The sequence below is a fragment of the Microbulbifer mixtoriginis (SeqCode) genome, assembly GCF_052466695.1.
The window spans coordinates 4807258-4828466 of record NZ_CP174285.1; the positions used below are offsets into that span (position 1 = coordinate 4807258).

The following is a 21209-nucleotide window of genomic DNA, read 5'->3' on the forward strand; positions in this document are numbered from 1 at the left end:
TATGGGAGATGTGATTCCTTTTAAAAGAAAAACCACCTGGCAGAAACACAAGGGCAGTACTCTTTGCCGGGAAGGTTTTCACAAGTGGAAAGTGGTTACCGAGCGCAAGTTTGATGTTAAGCAGGGCAAGCTCGTCACAGAGTATTGCTGTGAGCGCTGTGGAAAAACCAAGACCAAGTTGCTTTAGAGTGGCTCGCTAGAGAAAACGCAGCTTCCTGAATGTTGCTTATTGTCCCGGTAGCTCTTATCCCGGATAACCCCTGGTGCGTTAGGTACACCAAGGGCTGCGCCATGCATTAACTCTGAGCCTGACGATTCTCCATTAAACACTAATAGCGATAGTAGCCTCCGCGATAGCGATAGTAGTCTCTGCGTTTTCTTTCTCTATCGTAGAGATAGCCTGCCCCTGCGCCAATCACTGCGCCTGCCGCAGTGCCACCGGGCCGACCACCACTGATTAGGGCACCGGTTACTGCACCAACGCCGATGCCGGTTCCGATGCGACGATCGGTATCGCTCATATTGGCACAGCCTTGCCCGCCGAGGCCTAGGGCCAATACTGCGGTTAAGCTGAGGTATTTAATCGCTTTGATACGCATAGTCACCCCTTTCAGTGATGCTTGAGGGATAGATATTCGGTAAGACAGACCGAATAATTTCGCAGCCAGTGTAGGGTGGAGATAAGTCAGCAACAAATATCTAAGCTGTGGGCTGCGTATAGCACAAAATAAGAGGTTTGAAGGATTTTGCGATGTTTGAAAAGCAGCAATTGATTGATATTGCCCAAACCCCAATGCCATTCGGTAAGTATGCGGGTAGAGTACTTATCGATCTTCCTGAGGAGTACCTGCTTTGGTTTGCCAAAAAGGGTTTTCCTACTGGGAAGTTGGGGCAGTTGATGGCTCTGACATTGGAGATCAAAATTGAAGGGCTGGAAGGGCTGATTGCGCCGTTAAAATAATCTGAAGATGTTTATCGTTGTCTCTTGGCAAAAGTCAAAAAAATCTAAGCAAGTGACCACTTTAAAAACTCCTAGGCTGCTCTTTTCTTTGTTTCGTTTTCCATGATTTTTTGTGGAAAAAATGCCTACTAGCTCGGTTAAGAGCATGTTATACCAGTACCTTGATTTTGATTTTCTAGGTTGCGAGTCTAGTATGTAAATGCCTAGGTGAGCTTTGCGGAGCGAAGCGTTAACAACAAGCGGTCCGTAATGGAGACTGGACTAACCCGGAAATAGGCCCACAGCGGGTGACCACTGGTCTGAATGATTTCAGCGAGGTTAAAGCGGGAGTAGAGCCAGTCATATTAAAGAGGGAGCGGTCGAAATGAATTCGGCCGCTAATTAATTGTACCTACTCAAAATATTTTTCTTAATTTCTTCTTATATTTTGATTTTTATCGGTAAATGTTGCAATTCTGAAAAATCTTGCAATTAGTTCTGTGGGATAAAAGGCAATCGTTGATTGTTAAATGTAGAGTGCGTTGGGGAAAACCCCGGCAGCGGATTTGCCGGGGCTGGGTTAGCTAAGGAAGCTCAGGCGATAGATTAAAGCGGTATACGAACAACTACACCACCCATAGTTTCGCCTAGCTCAAAATTATCACGTGGACTATCCGCGTGATCATTGTGACAGCTGACACAAGCTGGGGATACACCCACATCGGCATAAACCGCGGTAAAGTATTCGGTATCACCGAGTGTCTCACGGCCATAGAAGTTTTTACCTGGGTTATCGATGACAAACTGCAAACCTTGCTTTTCCATTTCGGTGCGCGGCTTGTTCTGTTTGTTTACCGGCCATAGGGATAGCAGAGCGTAGCTGAAGCCGGATTCTTTTTCCGCGACTCGCTCAGCACCCATTCGCATCATTTGTGCGGGCAACGGCAGCAATTTTTTATCCTGCCAGTGCTCGTCGGCATCCAGAACTTTTTCCTCATTTTGCAAACGGTTAACTACCTTGTTGGTGTAATTGGCTCTGTCTGCCTCAATCACGGCAAAGATAGCATCCGCCATTCGCTCCGGTGCCACGCCCTGGTTTTTTTCACAGCCAGTGAGTAGGGCCAGTCCGGCGATAAAACAAGCGGCAATACGCATAGTGTTCCCCTCCTATTGGGATTGTGTTTGCTTATTTTTGCTTTTGGAAATTCTTGCAATGCGGTCGCGGATTAAGTCAAACGTTTCATGCTTATCCGCAGGCTTATGCTTGAAATTCTGAGAGATCAGTTTTTCGTCCGCCATGGCTGCCAGGGAAAACTCCGCTCCATGGCAGTTCAGGCAGACAGGCAACATTTTTTCATTGGGGCGGAGATTGTGGTTCTGGTTATGATTGACCACAACCTGTTCTCCGTGGGTTTCCCGCGGCAAGTGACAGCTGGCACAGCTAACTCCGTTTTCTGGATCTGCTTGCCAGGTATTGAAGTGCGGCGATTCCTTGTAGGCCAAGCTGTGTTCATCGCTGTGGCAGCTGAGACAGGATTCCACAGCAGCGAACTGCAAGTCGACATCGTGCGGGCCGTGACAACTGGTGCAACTGAGTTCCCCGGAAGCGTCAGACTGCATGGGTATCCAGGCCTGGTGTGGCGTCATGGCACCAACTTGTTGAACAAATTCCTGTGGCAACTTGGATGAGAGGCGCATTCCGTGTTTACCTTGGGTAAAAGATTCCCGTTGCTCGTTGTGGCAGCTTGCACACTGTTCCACAACCTCAGCACTAGTAAATTGCATCTGTCCATTGGCGTGGCAGCTGCTGCAGTTCACGTCCACTTGAGCATGGGGGCTTTGCACCCAAGTCTCAGCGATTCCTGCAGCTGCAGTTTCTTCCTGTATATCCGCCTGCTGCACCTGTAGGGGCTGGGCATCGGGATGTTCCTGTAGCCAGGATTGCATGGCGGTACGAGCCGGAAGCTTTGCCTCCTCGAGCAGATCGGGTTGTCCGACATGGGCGATTAAGAAATCTTCATAAAGGGTGCCGTTATCGTGGTAGTTGTGGCAGCCGGCACTGGCACAGGTCTCGAAGCCCATACCTTCATGGCTACTGCGCTCTTCGGCAATTTCGCTGTGGCAATGAAAGCAGAAATCCCCGGCCAGGCTGACACCCATTTCGCGAGTAATTTGCTGTTTGTGTTCTGTGTGGCAGCTGATGCACTGACGCGCATCCAGGGTTTCCAGCAATTGGGCGTTACGAGGGTCGAGAAATTTTTTGCGTGGATGGGAGTCATCGGCCAGCTCTAATTCTTCTGCGTGGCAGCTTAGGCAAGATTGCTGAATAGATTCTTCCCCTGAAAACCCATCGGTATGACAAGAAGTACAAGCGAGCTCTATCTGATGATGGCCATGTGTGGGCTCGCCAGTTATAAATAAAGACTTGTCATCTGCCGTTAGGTTATAGGAAGCGTAGGCACCTACAGCCAGGGTCAACAGTAGTCCGTAATGCCAAAATTTAAATTGATAAGATTTCATTTAGAAGTAATAAACCGCAAGAATGTGATAGGCGAGGAGTACCGGCAGTGCCCAAAGTAAGGCGTAGTGAACGCGTGACCACCACTTGCGATGTTCGCGTAGTCTGAGATCGGTCCAGTGATGGTTGCGGGCCATAAAAACACCAACAAGGGAGCCTGTAGCGGTAACCCCAAGGAAGACCAGCATGAGTGCGAGGTTGAGGTTTTGCCCCATACGGAAGCCTGTGTGCACAGCGAGTGCGACCACGGCAACTACCCCAGTAAGGCTGTGGGCGTAGCGCCAGTGATCCACATGGCCGAAAGATAGTTTTTTCCAGCGCTTTCGCACACTGAGTGCAGCGGTAAAAAAACACAGCGCGAGAATCGTGTAGCCGGTTACCTGTTTCCAGAAGTTGTCGTACCAGAGTTTTTCCCAGAATTGGCCGGCCTGTACCGTGTCGGATATTGGCGGGGGTGGCATCAGGAATGACAAGGTAATTAAAAGTAACGATATGATCGAAGTGATTAATATACCCTTGGCGTGGCGCATAACCAGATTAGGCGCAGGGGTATCGAGTAGCTCGGCCATTAAGGGGCGACAGCTGCCGCAGACAGATCCGGCGGTGGTTGCCTGCTGCAGTTCGTTTAACGTGCGCTTGCCTTCGGAAATAGCCTTGCATAATTCCCCTTTGCTGACGGAATTACACTGGCACACCAGGTAGCTGTCGGGAAAACTCTTGATACTGTTTGACGCCTGCTGGCCAAATAGACGGCCCTCGTCTGCAAACTGCTTAAGCGCTTGAGCACTGACTTTTTCCTCCTGAGCCACCGCTTGGCGCAAGCTGTTGGCCTCATCCCAGCTGCCAATATAAATAGCACCGAGAATGCGCCCATTTTGAACAAATAGCCGGCGATAAATACCCTTGAACCGATTACGGAAAACGTGGCTCTGTAAATTTTCCTGCTGGTGAAGGTTATCGGAGGCAACGTCTCCCATAATAGCGCAAGGAATATGGGCGATTTTGAGTTGGATATCTGTGTAACTGCCGGAGTAGGGGCGCTCTAAAATCTCTCCGCCATGTTCGCGGCGAATATGTGAACAACAGCTTTCCGCCTGTTCATAACCGGGGCGAACCAGCTGATAAACCTTTTGATCAAACTCGGCACATTCACCAATTGCGTAAACATTCGGATCGGAAGTTTGCATCCATTCGTTAACTACAACCCCTCTATCGATTTTTAGTCCGGCTTTTTTGGCAAGGGAGACTTCCGGCTGAATACCAGTGCAAAGAACAATGGCATCGACGCTGAGGCTTTCGCCGTCCTCAAAGTGTAAATGGGATTTTTCTTCCTGCTGCTCAATTGACTTAAGAATTGAGCCCGTTTTCAGCTGCACACCAAGGGCGGCAAGAGAGGATTTTAAAAACTCTTCGCCTTCCTCGCCTAAAAGGCCACTTAGTAATTTTCCGCGGGATTGAAGCGTGACAGTATTTTTCGGTGTTTTTAGAGCCGTTGCCGCTTCCAGCCCCAGGGCGCCGGCGCCGATCACACAAATATCGGCGTGCCGCTCCCGCAGGGCGATTAGATCATTGGTATTGCGCAGGCTGCGAAAGGGGTAAACGCTGGGTAAGCCTGCACCGGGTATTATGGGAATTTTGGGGTTGGAGCCGGTGGCTAGAATCAGCTTGGTGTAGGGCTGAATATTACCGGCAGCATCTGTTACCGTTTTTTTGACACGGTCTATAGAGACGATTTTACGGTCGATATATTCTGCGAGACGGTGGTCAGTTTTACCTAGGATGGGATTATCCAGTTCCTCCCGTTCCACATGGCGAGAGAGGTACTGAGATAATTTTACACGATTATAAGGTGATTCTGTTTCCGCTCCATAGATAACAATTTGCGCTTCGTCACAGAATTCAAGCAGCTTTTGTGCGCAGCGAACCCCGACCGGTCCAGTGCCTACAATTACATAAATCGGATAGCTGCTGTCGCTGGTGCGGGCGCCATCTGGTGAATATTGACGAGCAGCTGAACTTTCTAGTTCAGTCATATTTCCCCCGAATCCCCCGGCTTTTACTACTGGCCTTTTGTCCTTCTTGTTTTAAGCCACAAAGCTTTCAGAACTTCCTAGGCCAATATTCCACCGTTATGAGTTTTTTTAAATTCTAATTTCTATATGTTTAAACAAAATTAAATAAACGTCTAGTGTTGAATAGAAATCGCGAGAGAGAATAGGAAGGTATGGGAGGTCAGGCTGGAAAGTTTTTTTAAGTTGTTGTTATCATTCGCTTTTTTTGATGCTGGCTTTAGCAAAAAAAGTAGCTGGCCTGATCGTGGCTACCACTTTTTATTTGCTGAGGAAATATTTTCGATCAGGCCCTCACTGTCAATACCTATTAGGTGGGTAAGTTTGGTTATCCCTGGGGTGTAGCTTTAAATAAGCTAAAAAATATGCGCCCCACTCTTATGGGCTAGATACGCTTATCCGAAATAATTCCAAAATAATTTTCACTTACCTGTCGGGTATGCGTCTAACGCTTTTGGGTTGGTAAGCGGTTTTTAGAAAAATATTTTGAGTCAGCGAGAGGGGGCCTGGGCCAGGCTTCTAAAGGGAAAAGGTTTGCGCCCCGTCCTTGTGGGTCGCAGACATCCATTCAAAGTATTTTTTAATAAGTTGTTACTCACTCATTGGCTTGCGCCGAATTCCTGTAGATGTTGAGTAACGAACTGGACCTCTCTAGTCCGAAAATACTTAGGAGGGCTGATAGAGAACGTAAAGTTCTTTTTCCTCCAGTGCGGTGCGGCGAGTGAGTGCTTCACCTATCTTTTGGTAATCCATTTTAAAGTCGCGAACCATTTCCGGGGTGAAGGCTTCATGATTGTAGCGTTTGCAGAATTGCACCACGGCATTGGCGATTTCATTCATATCAGTGCGGAAATCTTTTACAACCTGCAGTGTGTGTGCATCGCCGGCGAGGGCCTGCTCCAGATAGACGTAGAAGCGAACATTTTCCTTTATCAGGTGTGCCTGGAAGCCGGACTTAAATTGAGTGAGTAGTTGTGACAGTTGGCGATAGTTTTGCTTTTCAAAGCCTTCGGACCACATACGCTGGAAAATGCCAATTAAGTGGCGATGATCGTCCTCCAGGGCTTTGATCAGAGTTGGGTCGTAAGAAATTGTGCGGCTGCCTTTAGCGCTGGCATAGTTGCTGCGGGTATATTTTTCTTCCAGGTCGACGCTGTCGGAGGACTTGCTACCTCTGAACATGCCGGAGATAAAGCTAAGCATATGCTGTGCCCTTAATAGGTTTAATTTTGTGTGTTGTATGGGTAAGGGAAACCGCGGGCGGGTAGTCGCTGAGGTGCGGTAACTACACAGCAAATTCACCCGGTCCGAGAGGCGCGGATTTTACATTGCATGACAGGTGTTTTTCTGTGTGGCGGGAGTTGCATCAGGGTGAGAATTTTAATATTGAGAACCTCGTCACAATTAATGAGGGTCTAGGTTGTTGCGTTATTTGAATTTTGTTGAATATTTTTAAATTCCAGGTGGTTATTTCAGGAAATAAAAAACCCGGCATTGCCGGGTTTTTTATTTTGAGCTTTATTAGCGCTGTTCCAGTGGAGCATAATCGCGCTGGGCATAGCCGGTGTAAAGCTGGCGAGGGCGACCAATTTTGTACGGGTTAGAAATCATTTCGTTCCAGTGTGCGATCCAGCCTGAAGTGCGGCCGGTGGCAAAAATTACGGTGAACATATCGGTGGGGATGCCGATAGCCTTCATGATAATACCGGAGTAGAAGTCGACGTTCGGGTAGAGCTTCTTCTCAACGAAGTAATCGTCCTCAAGGGCGATTTTTTCCAGCTTCTTGGCGATCTTCAGCAGTGGATCGTTCTCGGCACCCATGGCTCCCAGAACTTCATCGCAGATGCCCTGCATTACGCGGGAGCGAGGATCGAAGTTCTTGTAGACGCGGTGACCAAAGCCCATTAAGCGGAAGGGGTCATTCTTGTCTTTGGCGCGCTTCACGAATTCGTCGATACGGCTCTCATCGCCGATTTCCTGCAGCATGTTCAGTACTGCCTCGTTGGCGCCGCCGTGAGCGGGTCCCCATAAAGTGGCGATACCGGAGGAGATGCAGGCGAAGGGGTTGGCGCCAGAGGAGCCCGCCAGGCGCACGGTAGAGGTGGAGGCGTTTTGCTCATGGTCAGCGTGTAACAGGAAGATGATGTCCATTGCCTTGGCGACAACCGGATCAATCTTGCTGGGCTCGCAGGGATTGCCAAACATCATGTGCAGGAAGTTCTCGGAATAGCTGCGGCTATTGTCCGGGTACATGAAGGGCATGCCTTGGGAGTGCTTGTAGCACATGGCTGCCAAGGTTGGCATCTTGGCAATCAGGCGGTGCGCGGAAATCTCGCGGTGCTCTGGATTGGTGATATCCAGGGAGTCGTGATAGAAGGAGGCGAGGGCACCCACTACGCCACACATCATCGCCATCGGGTGGGCATCGTAACGGAAGCCTTTAAAGAAACTCACCAGGGATTCGTGAACCATGGTGTGAGACATAATAGTGTCTACATACTTCTTCTTTTCTTCTGCATTGGGCAGTTCGCCATTCATCAGCAGGTAGCAGGTTTCCAGATAGTCGGATTTTTCTGCTAATTGCTCGATGGGGTAGCCCCGGTGCAATAATTGGCCTTTGCCACCATCAATAAAAGTGATCTTGGAATCACATGAGGCGGTAGATACGAAGCCCGGGTCGTAGGTGAAAAAGCCTTTGCTGGTCAGGCCGCCGACATCAATCACATCGGGGCCGAGGGTGCCGGAGCGAACGGGCATCTCAAGAGCGCCGTCGATACCATCGACTGTGAGGTGCGCTTTTTTATCGGACATTGCGGACTCCTAAAAACTGTTCTTATGGCGGCCTTTTCCTAGTGTTTTCGGGTGCTGGCGGCCTTTTGAGCGGGGCCAAACTTAAGTGCCGCGCCGCAAATTGTCAAACCCAAAGGGGTGGACGGCCAGTCGGCCGGCAACAGGATATTCGGCGACAGCGTGGGCTGGTAGAGCTTTTGCCTGGTCGTGGGCGCAAAAATCTGCGGAAATCCCGTTGGGCTAATTCCTGTGCCTGCGAGGTGCGCTGAGGTGGCGTATTCCTAGGCGTTCGTTGTGTTTTGACTATCGAATGCCTATAATCCGCGCGGCTTGCGCCATGGTACGGCTACTTTGTACAAGGCTTCATCAGGTCGAGTGCAAAGTGATCAGCAAGCAGCTCGTCCCTCCCAATTTGAAAAGCTAACGGGCGCCCGGTCGTTCAGGGCAACAAGGTGTTTTTCCTGTGAACAAAAACAGACCTGTCAATTTAGACATTTCCACTATAAAGCTTCCCGCTGCCGCTTTGGTTTCCATTTTGCACCGTGTATCCGGTGTGGTGCTCTTCGCCGTTGTGGCGTTGCTGCTCTGCATGCTCGATGCCAGCCTGGAATCCGAACAGGGCTTCGCCGATATGGCGGCAGCATTTAACAGTATTCCAGCCAAGCTCATCCTGTGGGCCTCCCTGGCAGCTCTTATTTACCATTTGCTGGCCGGTGTTCGCCACCTGTTTATGGATATGGGTATGGGTGAGAGCCTCGAAGGTGGTCGCCGCAGTGCAATTGCCGTGCTGGTGGTGAGTGTAATCCTTATTCTTTTAGTGGGAGTATGGTTGTGGTAAGAACAGTAACTAGCTTCGGCCGTAGCGGCACATTCGACTGGCTCTACCAGCGCGTTACCGCAGTAATACTGCTCGCTTACGTCCTCTTTATAGTGGGCTTTATCTTTTTCACCAAAGACTTCGGCTACCAGGCCTGGTCTGAATTGTTCGCCCAGCGCTGGATGCGTGTATTCAGCTTGGTTGCCTTGCTGTCCACCGTGATTCACGCCTGGATCGGCCTCTGGTCTGTGGTTACCGACTACATCACCAACCGGGTGATGGGCGGTAAGGCCACTGTTCTGCGCCTATTCGTAGAAGTGATTCTGGCTGCGGTTGCCGTGCTTTACACGGTGTGGGGCATTGAAATTCTTTGGGGTGTATAAGCAATGGCGAACATGCGAACTATTTCTTTTGACGGGATTGTGATTGGTGGCGGCGGTGCTGGTATGCGCGCGGCTCTGCAGATGGCCCAGTCCGGCTATAAAACTGCGGTAATTACCAAGGTATTCCCAACCCGTTCTCACACGGTATCCGCCCAGGGTGGTATTACCTGTGCGATTGCCAGCTCTGACCCCAATGATGATTGGCGCTGGCACATGTATGACACCGTTAAAGGCTCCGACTATATCGGAGACCAGGAAGCGATTGAATACATGTGTTCTGTAGGCCCCGAAGCGGTATTTGAGCTGGAGCACATGGGCCTGCCTTTCTCCCGAACTGAGGAAGGCCGTATTTATCAGCGCCCATTCGGCGGTCAGTCCAAAGATTTCGGCCGCGGTGGCCAGGCAGCCCGTACCTGTGCTGCCGCCGACCGTACTGGCCACGCACTCCTGCACACGCTGTACCAGAATAATGTTAAGCACCAAACCGAGTTTCTGAACGAGTGGTTTGCGATTGACCTGGTGAAGAACCAGGACGGTGCCGTGGTGGGTGTGATCGCCATGTGCATAGAAGATGGCGAAGTGGTGTTTATTAAGTCCAAGGCGACCGTATTCGCTACCGGTGGTGCCGGCCGTATCTTCGCCTCCACCACTAACGCACACATCAACACCGGCGACGGTGTCGGTATGGCCCTGCGCGCAGGTATGCCTGTACAGGACATCGAGATGTGGCAGTTCCACCCGACTGGTATTTACGGTGCCGGTGTACTCGTGACCGAAGGTTGTCGTGGTGAGGGTGGCTACCTGATCAACAAAGACGGCGAGCGTTTTATGGAGCGTTACGCGCCCAACGCTAAGGACCTCGCTTCTCGCGATGTTGTAGCCCGCTCCATGGTACTTGAGATTCTCGATGGTCGCGGCTGTGGCCCCGAGGGCGATCACGTGTTCCTGAAGCTTGATCACTTGGGCGAAGACTTGCTCAACAGCCGTCTGCCCGGTATCTGTGAGTTGTCCAAGACCTTTGCCCATGTCGACCCAGTTAAGGCGCCGATTCCGGTTGTTCCCACCTGTCACTACATGATGGGCGGTATTCCGACCAACGTTCACGGCCAGGCCTTGACCCAGGACGCTGCGGGCAACGACCAGATCATCGATGGCTTCTACGCCTGTGGTGAGGTTGCCTGTGTATCTGTACACGGCGCTAACCGCCTGGGTGGTAACTCGCTGCTGGACCTGGTGGTATTCGGCCGTGCATCCGGCCTGTTTATCGAGAAGGCGCTGCGTGAAGGTATCGAGCACCGCGAAGCTTCCGAGTCCGATCTGGAAGCGGCGATGGCGCGTCTGAACCGTCTGGAAACCAACGAAACCGGTGAGAAAGCTGCGGACCTGCGCAAAGAATTGCAAGGTGTAATGCAGAATCACTTCGGCGTATTCCGCCGCGGCGACTACATGGCGGAAGGTGTGAAGAAGCTGGCTGACCTGCGTGAGCGTATTGAGAATGTACGCCTGGACGACAGAAGCCGTGCCTTTAACACTGCCCGTGTCGAAGCCCTGGAGCTGCAGAACCTGCTGGAAGTTGCCGAGGCCACCGCGATTGCCGCTGAGACCCGCACTGAGAGCCGCGGTGCCCATGCCCGCGAAGACTTCCAGGAGCGCGATGATGAAAACTGGCTGTGTCATTCCATGTACTTCCCAACTGAGAAGCGTGTGGGCAAGCGTGCGGTAAACTTCGCACCGACCACCATGGAAGCCTTTGAACCGAAAGCTCGGACCTACTGATTCGGGAGCGGAATAGAGTATGTTGAAAGTAAGCATTTACCGTTACAACCCGGAAACTGATAAAGCGCCTTACATGCAGGACTACCAGCTCGACACCCAGGGCAAGGACCTGATGGTGTTGGACGTGTTGGAGTTGCTCAAGGCTCAGGATCCGACCCTGTCCTTCCGCCGCTCCTGCCGCGAAGGTGTGTGTGGTTCCGACGGTATGAATATTTCCGGCCGCAATGGCCTGGCGTGCACTACGCCACTGTCTGAAGCTGCCCCCAAGGGTAAACTGATTCTGCGTCCGCTGCCGGGCCTGCCTGTGATTCGCGACCTGGTTGTGGATATGGAACAGTTCTACGAGCAGTACAAAAAGATTGAGCCGTATCTGCAGAATGACACTCCGGCACCGGCGATTGAGCGCCTGCAGTCCCCAGAGGATCGCGAAAAGCTCGACGGTCTGTACGAGTGTATCCTGTGTGCCTGCTGCTCCACCGCCTGTCCGTCCTTCTGGTGGAACCCGGACAAGTTTATCGGTCCGGCCGGCCTGCTACAGGCTTACCGCTTCCTGGCGGATAGCCGCGACCTGGCCACTGACGAGCGTCTATCCAACCTGGACGACCCCTTCAGTGTGTTCCGTTGTCACGGTATTCAGAACTGTGTCAACGTATGTCCTAAGGGTTTGAATCCGACTCGCGCCATTGGCCATATTCGCAATATGCTGCTGACGCGTGCTGTATAGGGATTAATGAAGGCTGCAAAGCAGTCTTCAGGGCTCACCTTGGGTGGGCCCGGTGCCAGGTAGGGCGCTTATCTAATACAAAAGCCGGCTCCGGTCGGTATTAAATTAAAAAGGGGAGGTGGCTTTGTGCGCCTCCCCTTTTGTGAGTGAAGGAAAGCGCAGTGGCTGTAGCGATGAGAGCCCACTGCAATCGAGGTAGGCATCAAAATGCACGAAAGTACCATGGAGCAGCTGTGGCGTAGCTCCCATATCTCCGGGGGCAATGCTGCCTATGTGGAGGAGCTTTACGAGACCTATCTGCACGACCCCAACGGTGTACCGGAGGAGTGGCGCAATTACTTCGACAGCCTCCCCCGCGTTGAGGGTAGCAGCGATGTCTCTCACGCCGCAGTGCGCCAGCACTTCGAGCTGCTCAGCAAACACCGCGCGCGCCCAGTAGCGGCGCCCGGTTCCGGCTCCGTCAATATCGAACACGAGCGTAAGCAGATTAAAGTTCTGCAGCTGATCGATTCCTATCGCCATCGCGGCCATAAGAAAGCGACCCTGGACCCGCTCGGCCTGATGGCCCGCGAGCAGGTGCCCGATTTACAGTTGAGCTACCACGGCCTGACTGAGGGTGATTTCGATACTACCTTCAATACCGGTAGCCTGTTCCTAGGCAAAGAAGAGGCGACCCTGCGTGAAATCGTAGAGGGGCTGGAGCGCACCTACTGTGGCAATCTGGGTGCAGAGATCATGCATCTCTCCAATTTGGAAGAGCAGCAGTGGTTTCAGCAGCGCCTGGAGCGCAGCCAGTCCAAGGCCAATTTCGGCACCGATATCCAGATTGAAATCCTGCAGCGCCTGTCAGCAGCAGAGGGCCTGGAGCGCCATCTGGATTCCAAATACCCGGGTACCAAGCGCTTTGGTGTCGAGGGTGGCGAGAGTCTGATCCCGATGATGGACGCACTGATCCGCCGCTCCGGTACCTACGGGGTGAAGGAAATCGTGATTGGTATGGCCCACCGTGGCCGTCTGAATACCCTGGTGAATATCCTCGGTAAAAACCCATCGGACCTGTTCGAAGAGTTCGAGGGCAAGAAAACTCTGGATACCTCTGGCGACGTGAAGTACCACCAGGGCTTCTCCTCCAACGTAATGACTCCCGGTGGTGAAGTACACCTGGCGCTGGCCTTTAACCCGTCACACCTGGAAATCAGTGCGCCTGTGGTGGTTGGTTCTGTACGCGCTCGCCAGGACCGTCGTAAAGACGGGACTGGTGAGAAAGTAATGCCGATTAACATCCACGGCGACGCGGCTTTTGCCGGTCAGGGTGTGGTGCAGGAAACCCTGCAGATGTCTCAGACACGCGGTTACTACACCGGTGGTACTGTGCACATCGTACTGAACAACCAGGTGGGCTTTACCACCAGCAAGCGCGAAGACGCTCGCTCCACTGAGTACTCTACCGATCCGGCCAAGATGATCGATGCGCCGGTGCTGCACGTAAACGGCGACGACCCGGAAATGGTCGTATTGGCCGCGCTATTGGCGGTGGACTACCGCTACGAATTTAAGAAAGACATCGTTATCGATTTGGTTTGTTACCGTCGTCGCGGTCATAACGAGACTGATGATCCCTCTGGTACCCAGCCGCTGATGTACCAGACTATCCGCAAGCATAAAACTACCCGTACCCTCTACTCCGAGAAGCTGGTAGGTGAGGGCATTCTCGATAAGGCTGCTGCGGATAAACTGGCCAACGACTACCGCGATAAACTCGATGCGGGTGAGGACGTGGCCACCGGCTTGGTGAAGCAGCCGGACTCCTCCATGTTTGTAGATTGGAGCCCCTACCTGGGCCACGACTGGCAAGTAGCTGCAGATACTGGCTATGCGCTGCCGAAGTTGCAGGATGTGGCCAACCGTATGACCGCTGTGCCCGATGGCATTGTGATGCAGCGCCAGGTCTCCAAGATTTACGATGACCGCCGCAAGATGGCCGGTGGCGCACTGCCCTTGAATTGGGGCATGGCGGAAACACTGGCTTATGGCACTTTGCTGGAAGAGGGCTTTATGGTCCGCTTTACCGGTGAGGATGTGGGTCGCGGAACTTTCTCCCACCGTCACGCGGTGATTCACAGCCAGAAAGATGGCCAGAGCTATGTGCCTTTGCAGCATATGTTCGAAGACCAGCCGCCTTTCTACATCTACGACTCGCTGCTGTCTGAAGAGGCGGTGTTGGCGTTTGAATACGGCTACGCCACCACTACACCAAAATCCCTGGTGGTTTGGGAGGCTCAGTTTGGTGATTTCGCCAACGGTGCCCAGGTAGTAATCGACCAGTTCATCACTTCCGGTGAGCACAAGTGGGGCCGTATGTGCGGCCTGGTAATGCTGCTGCCGCACGGATACGAAGGCCAGGGTCCGGAGCATTCCTCTGCACGTCTAGAGCGCTTTATGCAGCTGTGTGCCGAGCACAATATCCAGGTGTGTAATGCCACTACTCCGGCACAGATCTTCCACCTGCTGCGTCGTCAGGCGGTGCGCCCGATGCGTCGTCCGCTGGTGATTATGAGCCCGAAATGGATTTTGCGTCACAAGCTGGCCACCTCCAGCCTGGAAGAGCTGGCCGAAGGCCGCTTCCATAACGTGATCCAGGACCAGGGCGTAGACCCAGAAAAAGTGAAACGCTTGGTGCTGTGCTCCGGCAAGGTTTACTACCACCTGCTGGAAGCCCGTATGGAGCGTGAGCAGGAAGATGTTGCGTTCGTACGAATCGAACAGCTGTACCCATTCCCAGACGAAGAGTTTGTGGAAGCGGTATCCGCATTCAAGAAGATCAAGAGTGTTGCCTGGTGTCAGGAAGAGCCCATGAACCAGGGCGCCTGGTACTCCAGCCAGCACCACTTGCGTCGTCTACTGTCGGAAACCCATCCGAAGCTGGATCTGGAATACGTGGGCCGCGCCCCATCCGCAGCACCTGCGGCAGGCTATATGTCCACGCACCTTGAAGAACAGAATAAGTTCATCAACGAGGCGCTGACCGTCAAGTAACCGGCGGCAGTAATAAGTGAAGAGTCAATCTCAGGAAACAGAAAAAATGACGATCGAGATTAAAGCGCCAACTTTCCCTGAATCTGTTCAGGACGGAACTGTCGCCACCTGGCATAAACAACCCGGTGAAGCTGTGTCCCGCGATGAACTGATCGTGGACATCGAGACCGATAAAGTTGTGCTGGAAGTTGTTGCACCTGCCGATGGTGCCCTGACTGAAATCATCAAGGGTGAGGGCGATACCGTCCTCTCCAATGAAGTGATTGCCAAGTTTGAAGCGGGCGCTGGCGCGGCCGCTGCCCCGGCGGCAGAAAAAGCAGAAGCTCCGGCTGCCGAAGCGGCTGCCCCCGCTGCTGGCGACAAAATTGCCATGCCATCCGCTAAGAAAATGGCTGCTGAGAAGGGTGTCGATCTGGCGGGTGTTGAAGGCACTGGCAAGGGTGGCCGTGTTCTCAAAGAAGACGTAATGAAAGCTGGCACTGCGCCTGCCGCTGCTGCTCCCGCCGCTGCTGCTGAAGTGGCTGTTGCTCCGGGCGAGCGCGTGGAGAAGCGTGTTCCTATGACCCGCATGCGCAAGCGTATTGCTGAACGCCTGCTGGATGCCTCCCAGTCCACCGCCATGCTCACCACCTTTAACGAGGTGAACATGAAGCCGGTCATGGACTTGCGCAAGAACTACAAAGACCTGTTCGAAAAAACCCACAACGGCACTCGCCTGGGCTTTATGGGTTTCTTCGTGAAAGCTGCGGTAGAAGCGTTGAAGCGCTACACCGCGGTGAACGCGTCTATCGATGGTAACGATATCGTTTACCACGGTTACCAGGATATCGGTGTAGCGGTTTCCTCTCCGAAAGGCCTGGTTGTACCGATTCTGCGCAATGCGGAAAACATGGGCCTGGCGGATATGGAAAACAATATCCGCGATCTGGGTGTTCGCGCCCGCGATGGTAAATTGTCTATCGAAGAGATGACCGGCGGTACCTTCACCATTACCAACGGTGGTGTATTCGGCTCCCTGCTGTCCACTCCGATCCTGAACCCGCCGCAAACCGCAATTCTGGGTATGCACAAAATCCAGGAGCGCCCGATGGCGGTAAATGGCAAGGTGGAAATCCTGCCGATGATGTACCTGGCGCTGTCCTATGACCACCGTCTGATCGACGGTAAAGAAGCGGTTGGCTTCCTGGTAGCGATCAAGGAAATGATCGAAGATCCAGCGCGTATCTTGCTCGAAGTTTAAAAAATAAGTTCTGGGGCCTGCGGGCCCCTCGATCACACTGCATTAGAAATATCTGGAACTGATCATGTCGGAAAAATTTGACGTAATCGTAATCGGCTCTGGTCCTGGTGGTTATGTCGCTGCCATCCGTGCCGCTCAGCTGGGCCTGAAGACTGCTTGTATTGAAAAGTGGAAAAACAAGGAAGGTAAATACGTTAACGGCGGTACCTGCCTGAACGTAGGTTGTATTCCCTCCAAGGCACTGCTAGACAGCTCCTGGAAGTACCACGAGGCCAAAGACGCTCTCGACGTGCACGGCATTGAAGTCGGCAAGGTCAAGATGGATGTGAGCAAGATGATCGAGCGCAAGGGCGAGATCGTTAAGAAGCTGACCGGCGGCGTAGCTGGCCTGTTCACCGCCAATAAAGTGACCTCCATTTTCGGTACCGGTAAACTGCTGGCCAACAAGAAAGTGGAAGTCACTGACGACGAAGGCAACAGCACTGTCTACGAAGCCGAAAATGTCATTCTGGCTTCCGGTTCTGTACCGGTAAATATTCCACCTGCTCCGGTAGACAACAAAATTATTGTCGATTCCACCGGTGCTCTGGAGTTCTCTGAAACGCCCAAACGTTTGGGCGTTATCGGTGCCGGCGTTATCGGCTTGGAGCTCGGTTCAGTATGGAACCGCCTGGGCTCTGAAGTGGTTGTTCTGGAAGCGATGGATAAGTTCCTGGCGATCATGGACCAACAGGTTGCCAAAGAATCCCAGAAGATCTTCAAGAAGCAGGGCCTGGATATCCGCCTCGCTTGCCGCGTAACCGGCTCTGAAGTGAAGGGCGAGGAAGTGGTTGTTACTTACCAGGACAAAGATGGTAAAGAGCACCAGGAAACTTTCGACAAGCTGATCGTCTGCGTTGGCCGTCGTCCTTACACTGAAGGCCTGTTGTCTGAAGATGCCGGCGTGAAGATGGACGAGCGTGGATTTATCTACGTTAACGACCTGTGCATGACTTCTGCACCGGGCGTATGGGCGATCGGTGACGTGGTACGCGGTCCGATGCTGGCGCACAAGGCTTCTGAAGAAGGTGTTGTAGTCGCTGAGCGCATCGCCGGCCAGAAGCCAATGATGAACTACGACGTGATCCCCAACGTTATTTACACTCACCCGGAAATCGCTGCGGTTGGTCGCACCGAAGAGCAGGTGAAGGCCGATGGCGAGCCCTACAACGTAGGTAGCTTCCCGTTTGCCATCAACGGTCGCGCTATGGCTGCCAACGATACCCAGGGCTTTGTGAAAATCATCGCTCACGCGGAAACTGACCGTGTACTGGGTGCCCACATCGTTGGCCCGTCTGCTGCCGATCTGGTTCAGCAAGTGGCGATCGCGATGGAGTTCGGCTCCAGCGCCGAAGATATCGGTATGACCGTATTCGCACACCCGACTCTGTCTGAGACCGTGAAAGAAGCGGCACTGGGCGTGAACGGTCATGCGATTCACACCGTAAATCGCAAGAAGCGCAAGTAAGAAGTTTTTTCGATGTCGGGGCACTAATTATTGATTAATTAGCGCCCCGGTTTCATTTGCGGAATTCAAAATTTGCAACGACGGAAATTTTGAGTTTTGTCTTTCAGGTGCAGAGAGATCTGCAATTAATAAACACATTTCACATGTGAATTGGTATTGACTATGAACTTGCATGAGTATCAGGGCAAACAACTGTTTGCGGCATACGGATTGCCGGTTTCCAAAGGCATTGCAGCGGAAACCCCGGCAGCGGCAGTAGCAGCGGCTGACGAAATTGGCGGTGATAAGTGGGTAGTAAAGGCCCAGGTACACGCTGGTGGCCGCGGTAAGGCTGGCGGAGTAAAGCTGGTAGATTCCAAGGCAGAAATTGAAGAGTTTGCCAAGAAGTGGCTGGGCGAGCGCCTGGTAACTTATCAAACAGACGAAAATGGCCAGCCTGTTTCCCGTATCCTGGTTGAAAGCTGCACCGACATTGACCAAGAACTGTATCTTGGCGCCGTTGTTGACCGCTCCACCCGTCGTATCGTTTTCATGGCTTCCACCGAAGGCGGCGTTGAGATCGAGAAAGTAGCGGAAGAGACTCCGGAAAAAATCCTGAAAGCCACCATCGACCCGCTGGTCGGCGCTCAGCCTTACCAAGCGCGCGAGCTGGCTTTCAAACTGGGCCTGAACCCGACTCAGGTGAAGCAGTTCACCAAGATCTTCCTCGGCCTGGCGAAAATGTTCGAAGAAAAAGATCTGGCCCTGCTCGAGATCAACCCGCTGGTAATTACTACCGAAGGCAACCTGCACTGCCTGGACGCCAAAGTGGTAATCGACAGCAACGCGCTGTACCGCCACGCGGACCTGCGCGAAATGCACGATCCTTCCCAGGAAGATTCCCGTGAAGCGCACGCTGCCAAGTTCGATCTGAACTACGTAGCCCTCGATGGCAACATCGGCTGCATGGTAAACGGTGCTGGTCTGGCCATGGGTACCATGGACATCGTCAACCTGCACGGCGGCAAGCCAGCTAACTTCCTAGATGTTGGCGGCGGCGCGACCAAAGAGCGCGTTGTTGAAGCGTTCAAGATCATCCTGTCTGACGAGAACGTAAAAGCCGTACTGATCAATATCTTCGGTGGTATCGTTCGCTGTGACATGATCGCCGAAGGCGTTGTGGGCGCAGTAAAAGAAGTTGGCGTTAAAGTACCGGTTGTTGTACGCCTGGAAGGTAACAACGCAGACCTGGGCGCCAAGGTTCTGAGCGACAGTGGCCTGAACATTATCGCAGCGACCAGTCTGACCGATGCGGCTCAGCAAGTGGTTAAAGCTGCGGAGGGTAAATAATCATGTCAGTATTGATTAACAAAGACACTAAAGTAATCTGCCAGGGCTTCACCGGCTCCCAGGGTACTTTCCACTCCGAGCAAGCGATTGCTTACGGCACCAAGATGGTTGGTGGTGTAACTCCGGGTAAAGGCGGCCAGACTCACCTGGGCCTGCCAGTATTCGATACCGTTAAAGAAGCGGTAGAGAAGACCGGCGCTGAAGCTTCCGTAATCTACGTACCTGCGCCTTTCTGTAAGGATTCCATCCTGGAAGCGGCCAACGCTGGTATCAAGCTGATTGTTTGTATCACCGAAGGTATCCCGACTCTGGATATGCTCGACGCTAAAGTGAAATGCGACGAGCTGGGCGTGCGTCTGATCGGCCCGAACTGCCCGGGTGTTATCACTCCGGGTGAGTGCAAGATCGGTATTATGCCGGGTCACATCCACAAGCCGGGTAAAGTGGGCATCGTTTCCCGTTCCGGTACCCTGACCTATGAAGCGGTTAAGCAAACTACCGATTACGGCTTCGGCCAGTCCACCTGTGTGGGCATCGGTGGCGACCCCATCCCGGGCTCCAACTTCATCGATATCCTGGAGATGTTCCAGAACGATCCGCAGACCGAAGCGATTGTTATGATCGGTGAGATCGGTGGTACTGCTGAAGAAGAAGCCGCTGCTTACATCAAGGAAAATGTTACTAAGCCTGTAGTTTCCTACATCGCTGGTGTAACTGCTCCTCCCGGCAAGCGTATGGGGCACGCGGGCGCGATCATCTCTGGTGGTAAAGGCACCGCTGACGAGAAGTTCGCTGCTCTGGAAGACGCTGGTGTTAAAACCGTGCGCTCCCTGGCTCAGATCGGCGACGCTCTGAAGGAAGTTACTGGCTGGTAAGTAATTACTAGCTGGCTAGCACAAAAAAAGGCCACCCTTTGGGTGGCCTTTTTTTGTTTATTAAACTCAACCGTCATCCTAATTCCGTGCCAATCTTTCCCTTGGCTTCTTTTGTTGCCAGATTAATTTCGCTGCGCAGCCATTTTAATTTTCACGCTACTCACTATTTCTGTGCATTTTGCCGATATTTTTCTTCTGCCTTGTGGTTTTTTCATATTTTTGTTTTTTTATGCAATTAAATATTGAATGATATTTATTGTTGTTTGAGAAAGTATCTTATTTTTTATTTTTTCTTGGAGTGTTTTAGGGGTTATTTAATTTTTTCTAGGTGTTGTGAATTTGTTGGGGTATAAATTCCTTGTTGGGATTAAATGCGGAGGTTGGCTTTTAAGAGTCCGGTTGTAAGTTAGATAAAGGATTTATTAACCCTCAAAATAATGACCAAATAATTGTGGAGGTTCACAGCATGGGACTATCAATAGATAAAAATATTCGAAATATTTCATATAAGCTGGTCTTTAGTGGTTTTTCTTTGGATAGAAATGAGGATGTTGGCGGAGTCTGGCCTAATGGGATCGTTAAATATTACGTACCGAATAATCTTGATGCTGGCTATGTAACGGCGGTTAAGAAAGCCATGTCCCGCTGGGAGTTGTGTATTTATCGGGCGTTTCAGTTTGCGGCGATTAAATTTTTGCAGGTGGGAGCGGCGGGGCAGGGTGTGATTACTATCCGGGATAATGATAGTAGTGCCACCGTAGGTTATACCAATACAACAAATCAGTATTGCGGTGTTAATTGGAGAGGGAATCGGGCTGCGATTGCCTCGCTTCCACATGAAATTGGTCATACCCTGGGATTGGCCCACGAGCATATGCGTTCAGATGCTCCCATGGCAGTGCAGAGCACACTGGACTCTTTACAAGTGCAAACCCGCACCCAGACAATGGCACGCTTTATGACTCATGGCTCGTCATTCGATGGCCAGTCTATCATGATGTACGATGCTCAAGCCCAAGCGCTGGGGGTCAGGGAAAATACCAGGACAGGCGGTTGTAAAATTACCCCCAACCAGGTAAATAATTCAAGTTGGAATCCCAGCGCGGGTGATTTGAATATGCTTTCCTATTTGTATGATGGCAGGCGTCTGACCTTACCAAGATCTTTTGCGATGCCAATGGTGTAGATCAGTTCGTTGCTGCGAA

18 protein-coding genes are annotated in these 21209 nt (G+C 52.1%); 12 read left to right on the forward strand and 6 right to left on the reverse strand.

The features are described 5' to 3' along the window. The first annotated feature begins 1 nt into the window (after position 1). Positions 2-187, forward strand: a complete 186-nt coding sequence (locus ACJJI0_RS21050; RefSeq protein WP_252082943.1) for a hypothetical protein — start codon at positions 2-4, stop codon at positions 185-187. Between the two features lie 142 nt (positions 188-329). Here ACJJI0_RS21050 and ACJJI0_RS21055 read toward each other — a convergent pair whose 3' ends face one another. Next, on the reverse strand, positions 330-599 hold the full coding sequence (locus ACJJI0_RS21055; RefSeq protein WP_252082942.1) for a YMGG-like glycine zipper-containing protein: 270 nt from the start codon (positions 597-599) through the stop codon (positions 330-332). Between the two features lie 152 nt (positions 600-751). On the opposite strand from ACJJI0_RS21055, the gene ACJJI0_RS21060 reads away from it, so the two are divergent. After that, positions 752-961 (forward strand): DUF3820 family protein, encoded by a 210-nt coding sequence (locus tag ACJJI0_RS21060; RefSeq protein ID WP_444884072.1) that lies wholly within the window; start codon positions 752-754, stop codon positions 959-961. A 585-nt stretch (positions 962-1546) separates the two neighbouring features. Here ACJJI0_RS21060 and ACJJI0_RS21065 read toward each other — a convergent pair. From ACJJI0_RS21065 to gltA, 5 genes are all read right to left on the reverse strand, one after another. Beyond that, complete coding sequence (locus ACJJI0_RS21065; protein ID WP_252082940.1) at positions 1547-2095, reverse strand: Tll0287-like domain-containing protein; 549 nt, start codon at positions 2093-2095, stop codon at positions 1547-1549. A gap of 12 nt (positions 2096-2107) precedes the next feature. After that, positions 2108-3460 (reverse strand): cytochrome c3 family protein, encoded by a 1353-nt coding sequence (locus tag ACJJI0_RS21070; protein WP_444884073.1) that lies wholly within the window; start codon positions 3458-3460, stop codon positions 2108-2110. Then, the gene (locus tag ACJJI0_RS21075) at positions 3461-5491 is read right to left on the reverse strand and encodes an FAD-dependent oxidoreductase (protein ID WP_444884074.1); all 2031 of its coding nucleotides are present in this window, start codon (positions 5489-5491) and stop codon (positions 3461-3463) included. 702 nt (positions 5492-6193) lie between these two features. Beyond that, positions 6194-6730 (reverse strand): hemerythrin domain-containing protein, encoded by a 537-nt coding sequence (locus ACJJI0_RS21080; protein ID WP_252082936.1) that lies wholly within the window; start codon positions 6728-6730, stop codon positions 6194-6196. Between the two features lie 318 nt (positions 6731-7048). Further along, positions 7049-8338 carry a citrate synthase gene (gene gltA / locus ACJJI0_RS21085; RefSeq protein WP_444884075.1) on the reverse strand — a complete coding sequence of 430 codons (1290 nt, stop codon included), beginning with the start codon at positions 8336-8338 and terminating at the stop codon, positions 7049-7051. A gap of 442 nt (positions 8339-8780) precedes the next feature. On the opposite strand from gltA, the gene sdhC reads away from it, so the two are divergent. The 10 genes from sdhC (at position 8781) to ACJJI0_RS21135 (ending at position 21190) form a co-directional block, all read left to right on the forward strand. Further along, positions 8781-9155 carry a succinate dehydrogenase, cytochrome b556 subunit gene (gene sdhC, locus ACJJI0_RS21090; RefSeq protein WP_252082932.1) on the forward strand — a complete coding sequence of 125 codons (375 nt, stop codon included), beginning with the start codon at positions 8781-8783 and terminating at the stop codon, positions 9153-9155. Beyond that, on the forward strand, positions 9149-9517 hold the full coding sequence (gene sdhD / locus ACJJI0_RS21095; protein WP_252082931.1) for a succinate dehydrogenase, hydrophobic membrane anchor protein: 369 nt from the start codon (positions 9149-9151) through the stop codon (positions 9515-9517). Before sdhC ends, sdhD begins: the two co-directional genes overlap by 7 nt. A 3-nt stretch (positions 9518-9520) precedes the next feature. Continuing rightward, entirely contained in the window at positions 9521-11293 is a 1773-nt protein-coding gene (sdhA, locus tag ACJJI0_RS21100; RefSeq protein ID WP_252082930.1) for a succinate dehydrogenase flavoprotein subunit, read from the forward strand. A 19-nt stretch (positions 11294-11312) separates the two neighbouring features. Further along, positions 11313-12017 carry a succinate dehydrogenase iron-sulfur subunit gene (locus tag ACJJI0_RS21105; protein WP_252082928.1) on the forward strand — a complete coding sequence of 235 codons (705 nt, stop codon included), beginning with the start codon at positions 11313-11315 and terminating at the stop codon, positions 12015-12017. Between the two features lie 207 nt (positions 12018-12224). Next, complete coding sequence (locus ACJJI0_RS21110) at positions 12225-15053, forward strand: 2-oxoglutarate dehydrogenase E1 component (protein WP_252082927.1); 2829 nt, start codon at positions 12225-12227, stop codon at positions 15051-15053. A gap of 46 nt (positions 15054-15099) precedes the next feature. Beyond that, the gene (gene odhB / locus ACJJI0_RS21115; RefSeq protein WP_444884076.1) at positions 15100-16293 is read left to right on the forward strand and encodes a 2-oxoglutarate dehydrogenase complex dihydrolipoyllysine-residue succinyltransferase; all 1194 of its coding nucleotides are present in this window, start codon (positions 15100-15102) and stop codon (positions 16291-16293) included. Positions 16294-16357: 64 nt separating this feature from the next. After that, positions 16358-17800: a dihydrolipoyl dehydrogenase gene (gene lpdA, locus ACJJI0_RS21120; RefSeq protein WP_252082924.1), complete on the forward strand. Its 1443-nt coding sequence runs from the start codon at positions 16358-16360 to the stop codon at positions 17798-17800. 162 nt (positions 17801-17962) lie between these two features. Then, positions 17963-19129: an ADP-forming succinate--CoA ligase subunit beta gene (sucC, locus tag ACJJI0_RS21125; protein ID WP_252082922.1), complete on the forward strand. Its 1167-nt coding sequence runs from the start codon at positions 17963-17965 to the stop codon at positions 19127-19129. Positions 19130-19131: 2 nt separating this feature from the next. Continuing rightward, positions 19132-20004 carry a succinate--CoA ligase subunit alpha gene (gene sucD / locus ACJJI0_RS21130; RefSeq protein ID WP_020412684.1) on the forward strand — a complete coding sequence of 291 codons (873 nt, stop codon included), beginning with the start codon at positions 19132-19134 and terminating at the stop codon, positions 20002-20004. A gap of 466 nt (positions 20005-20470) precedes the next feature. Continuing rightward, a complete protein-coding gene (locus ACJJI0_RS21135) occupies positions 20471-21190 on the forward strand; it encodes a M12 family metallopeptidase (protein ID WP_444884077.1) in 720 nt (239 codons plus the stop codon). Positions 21191-21209 lie beyond the last annotated feature (19 nt).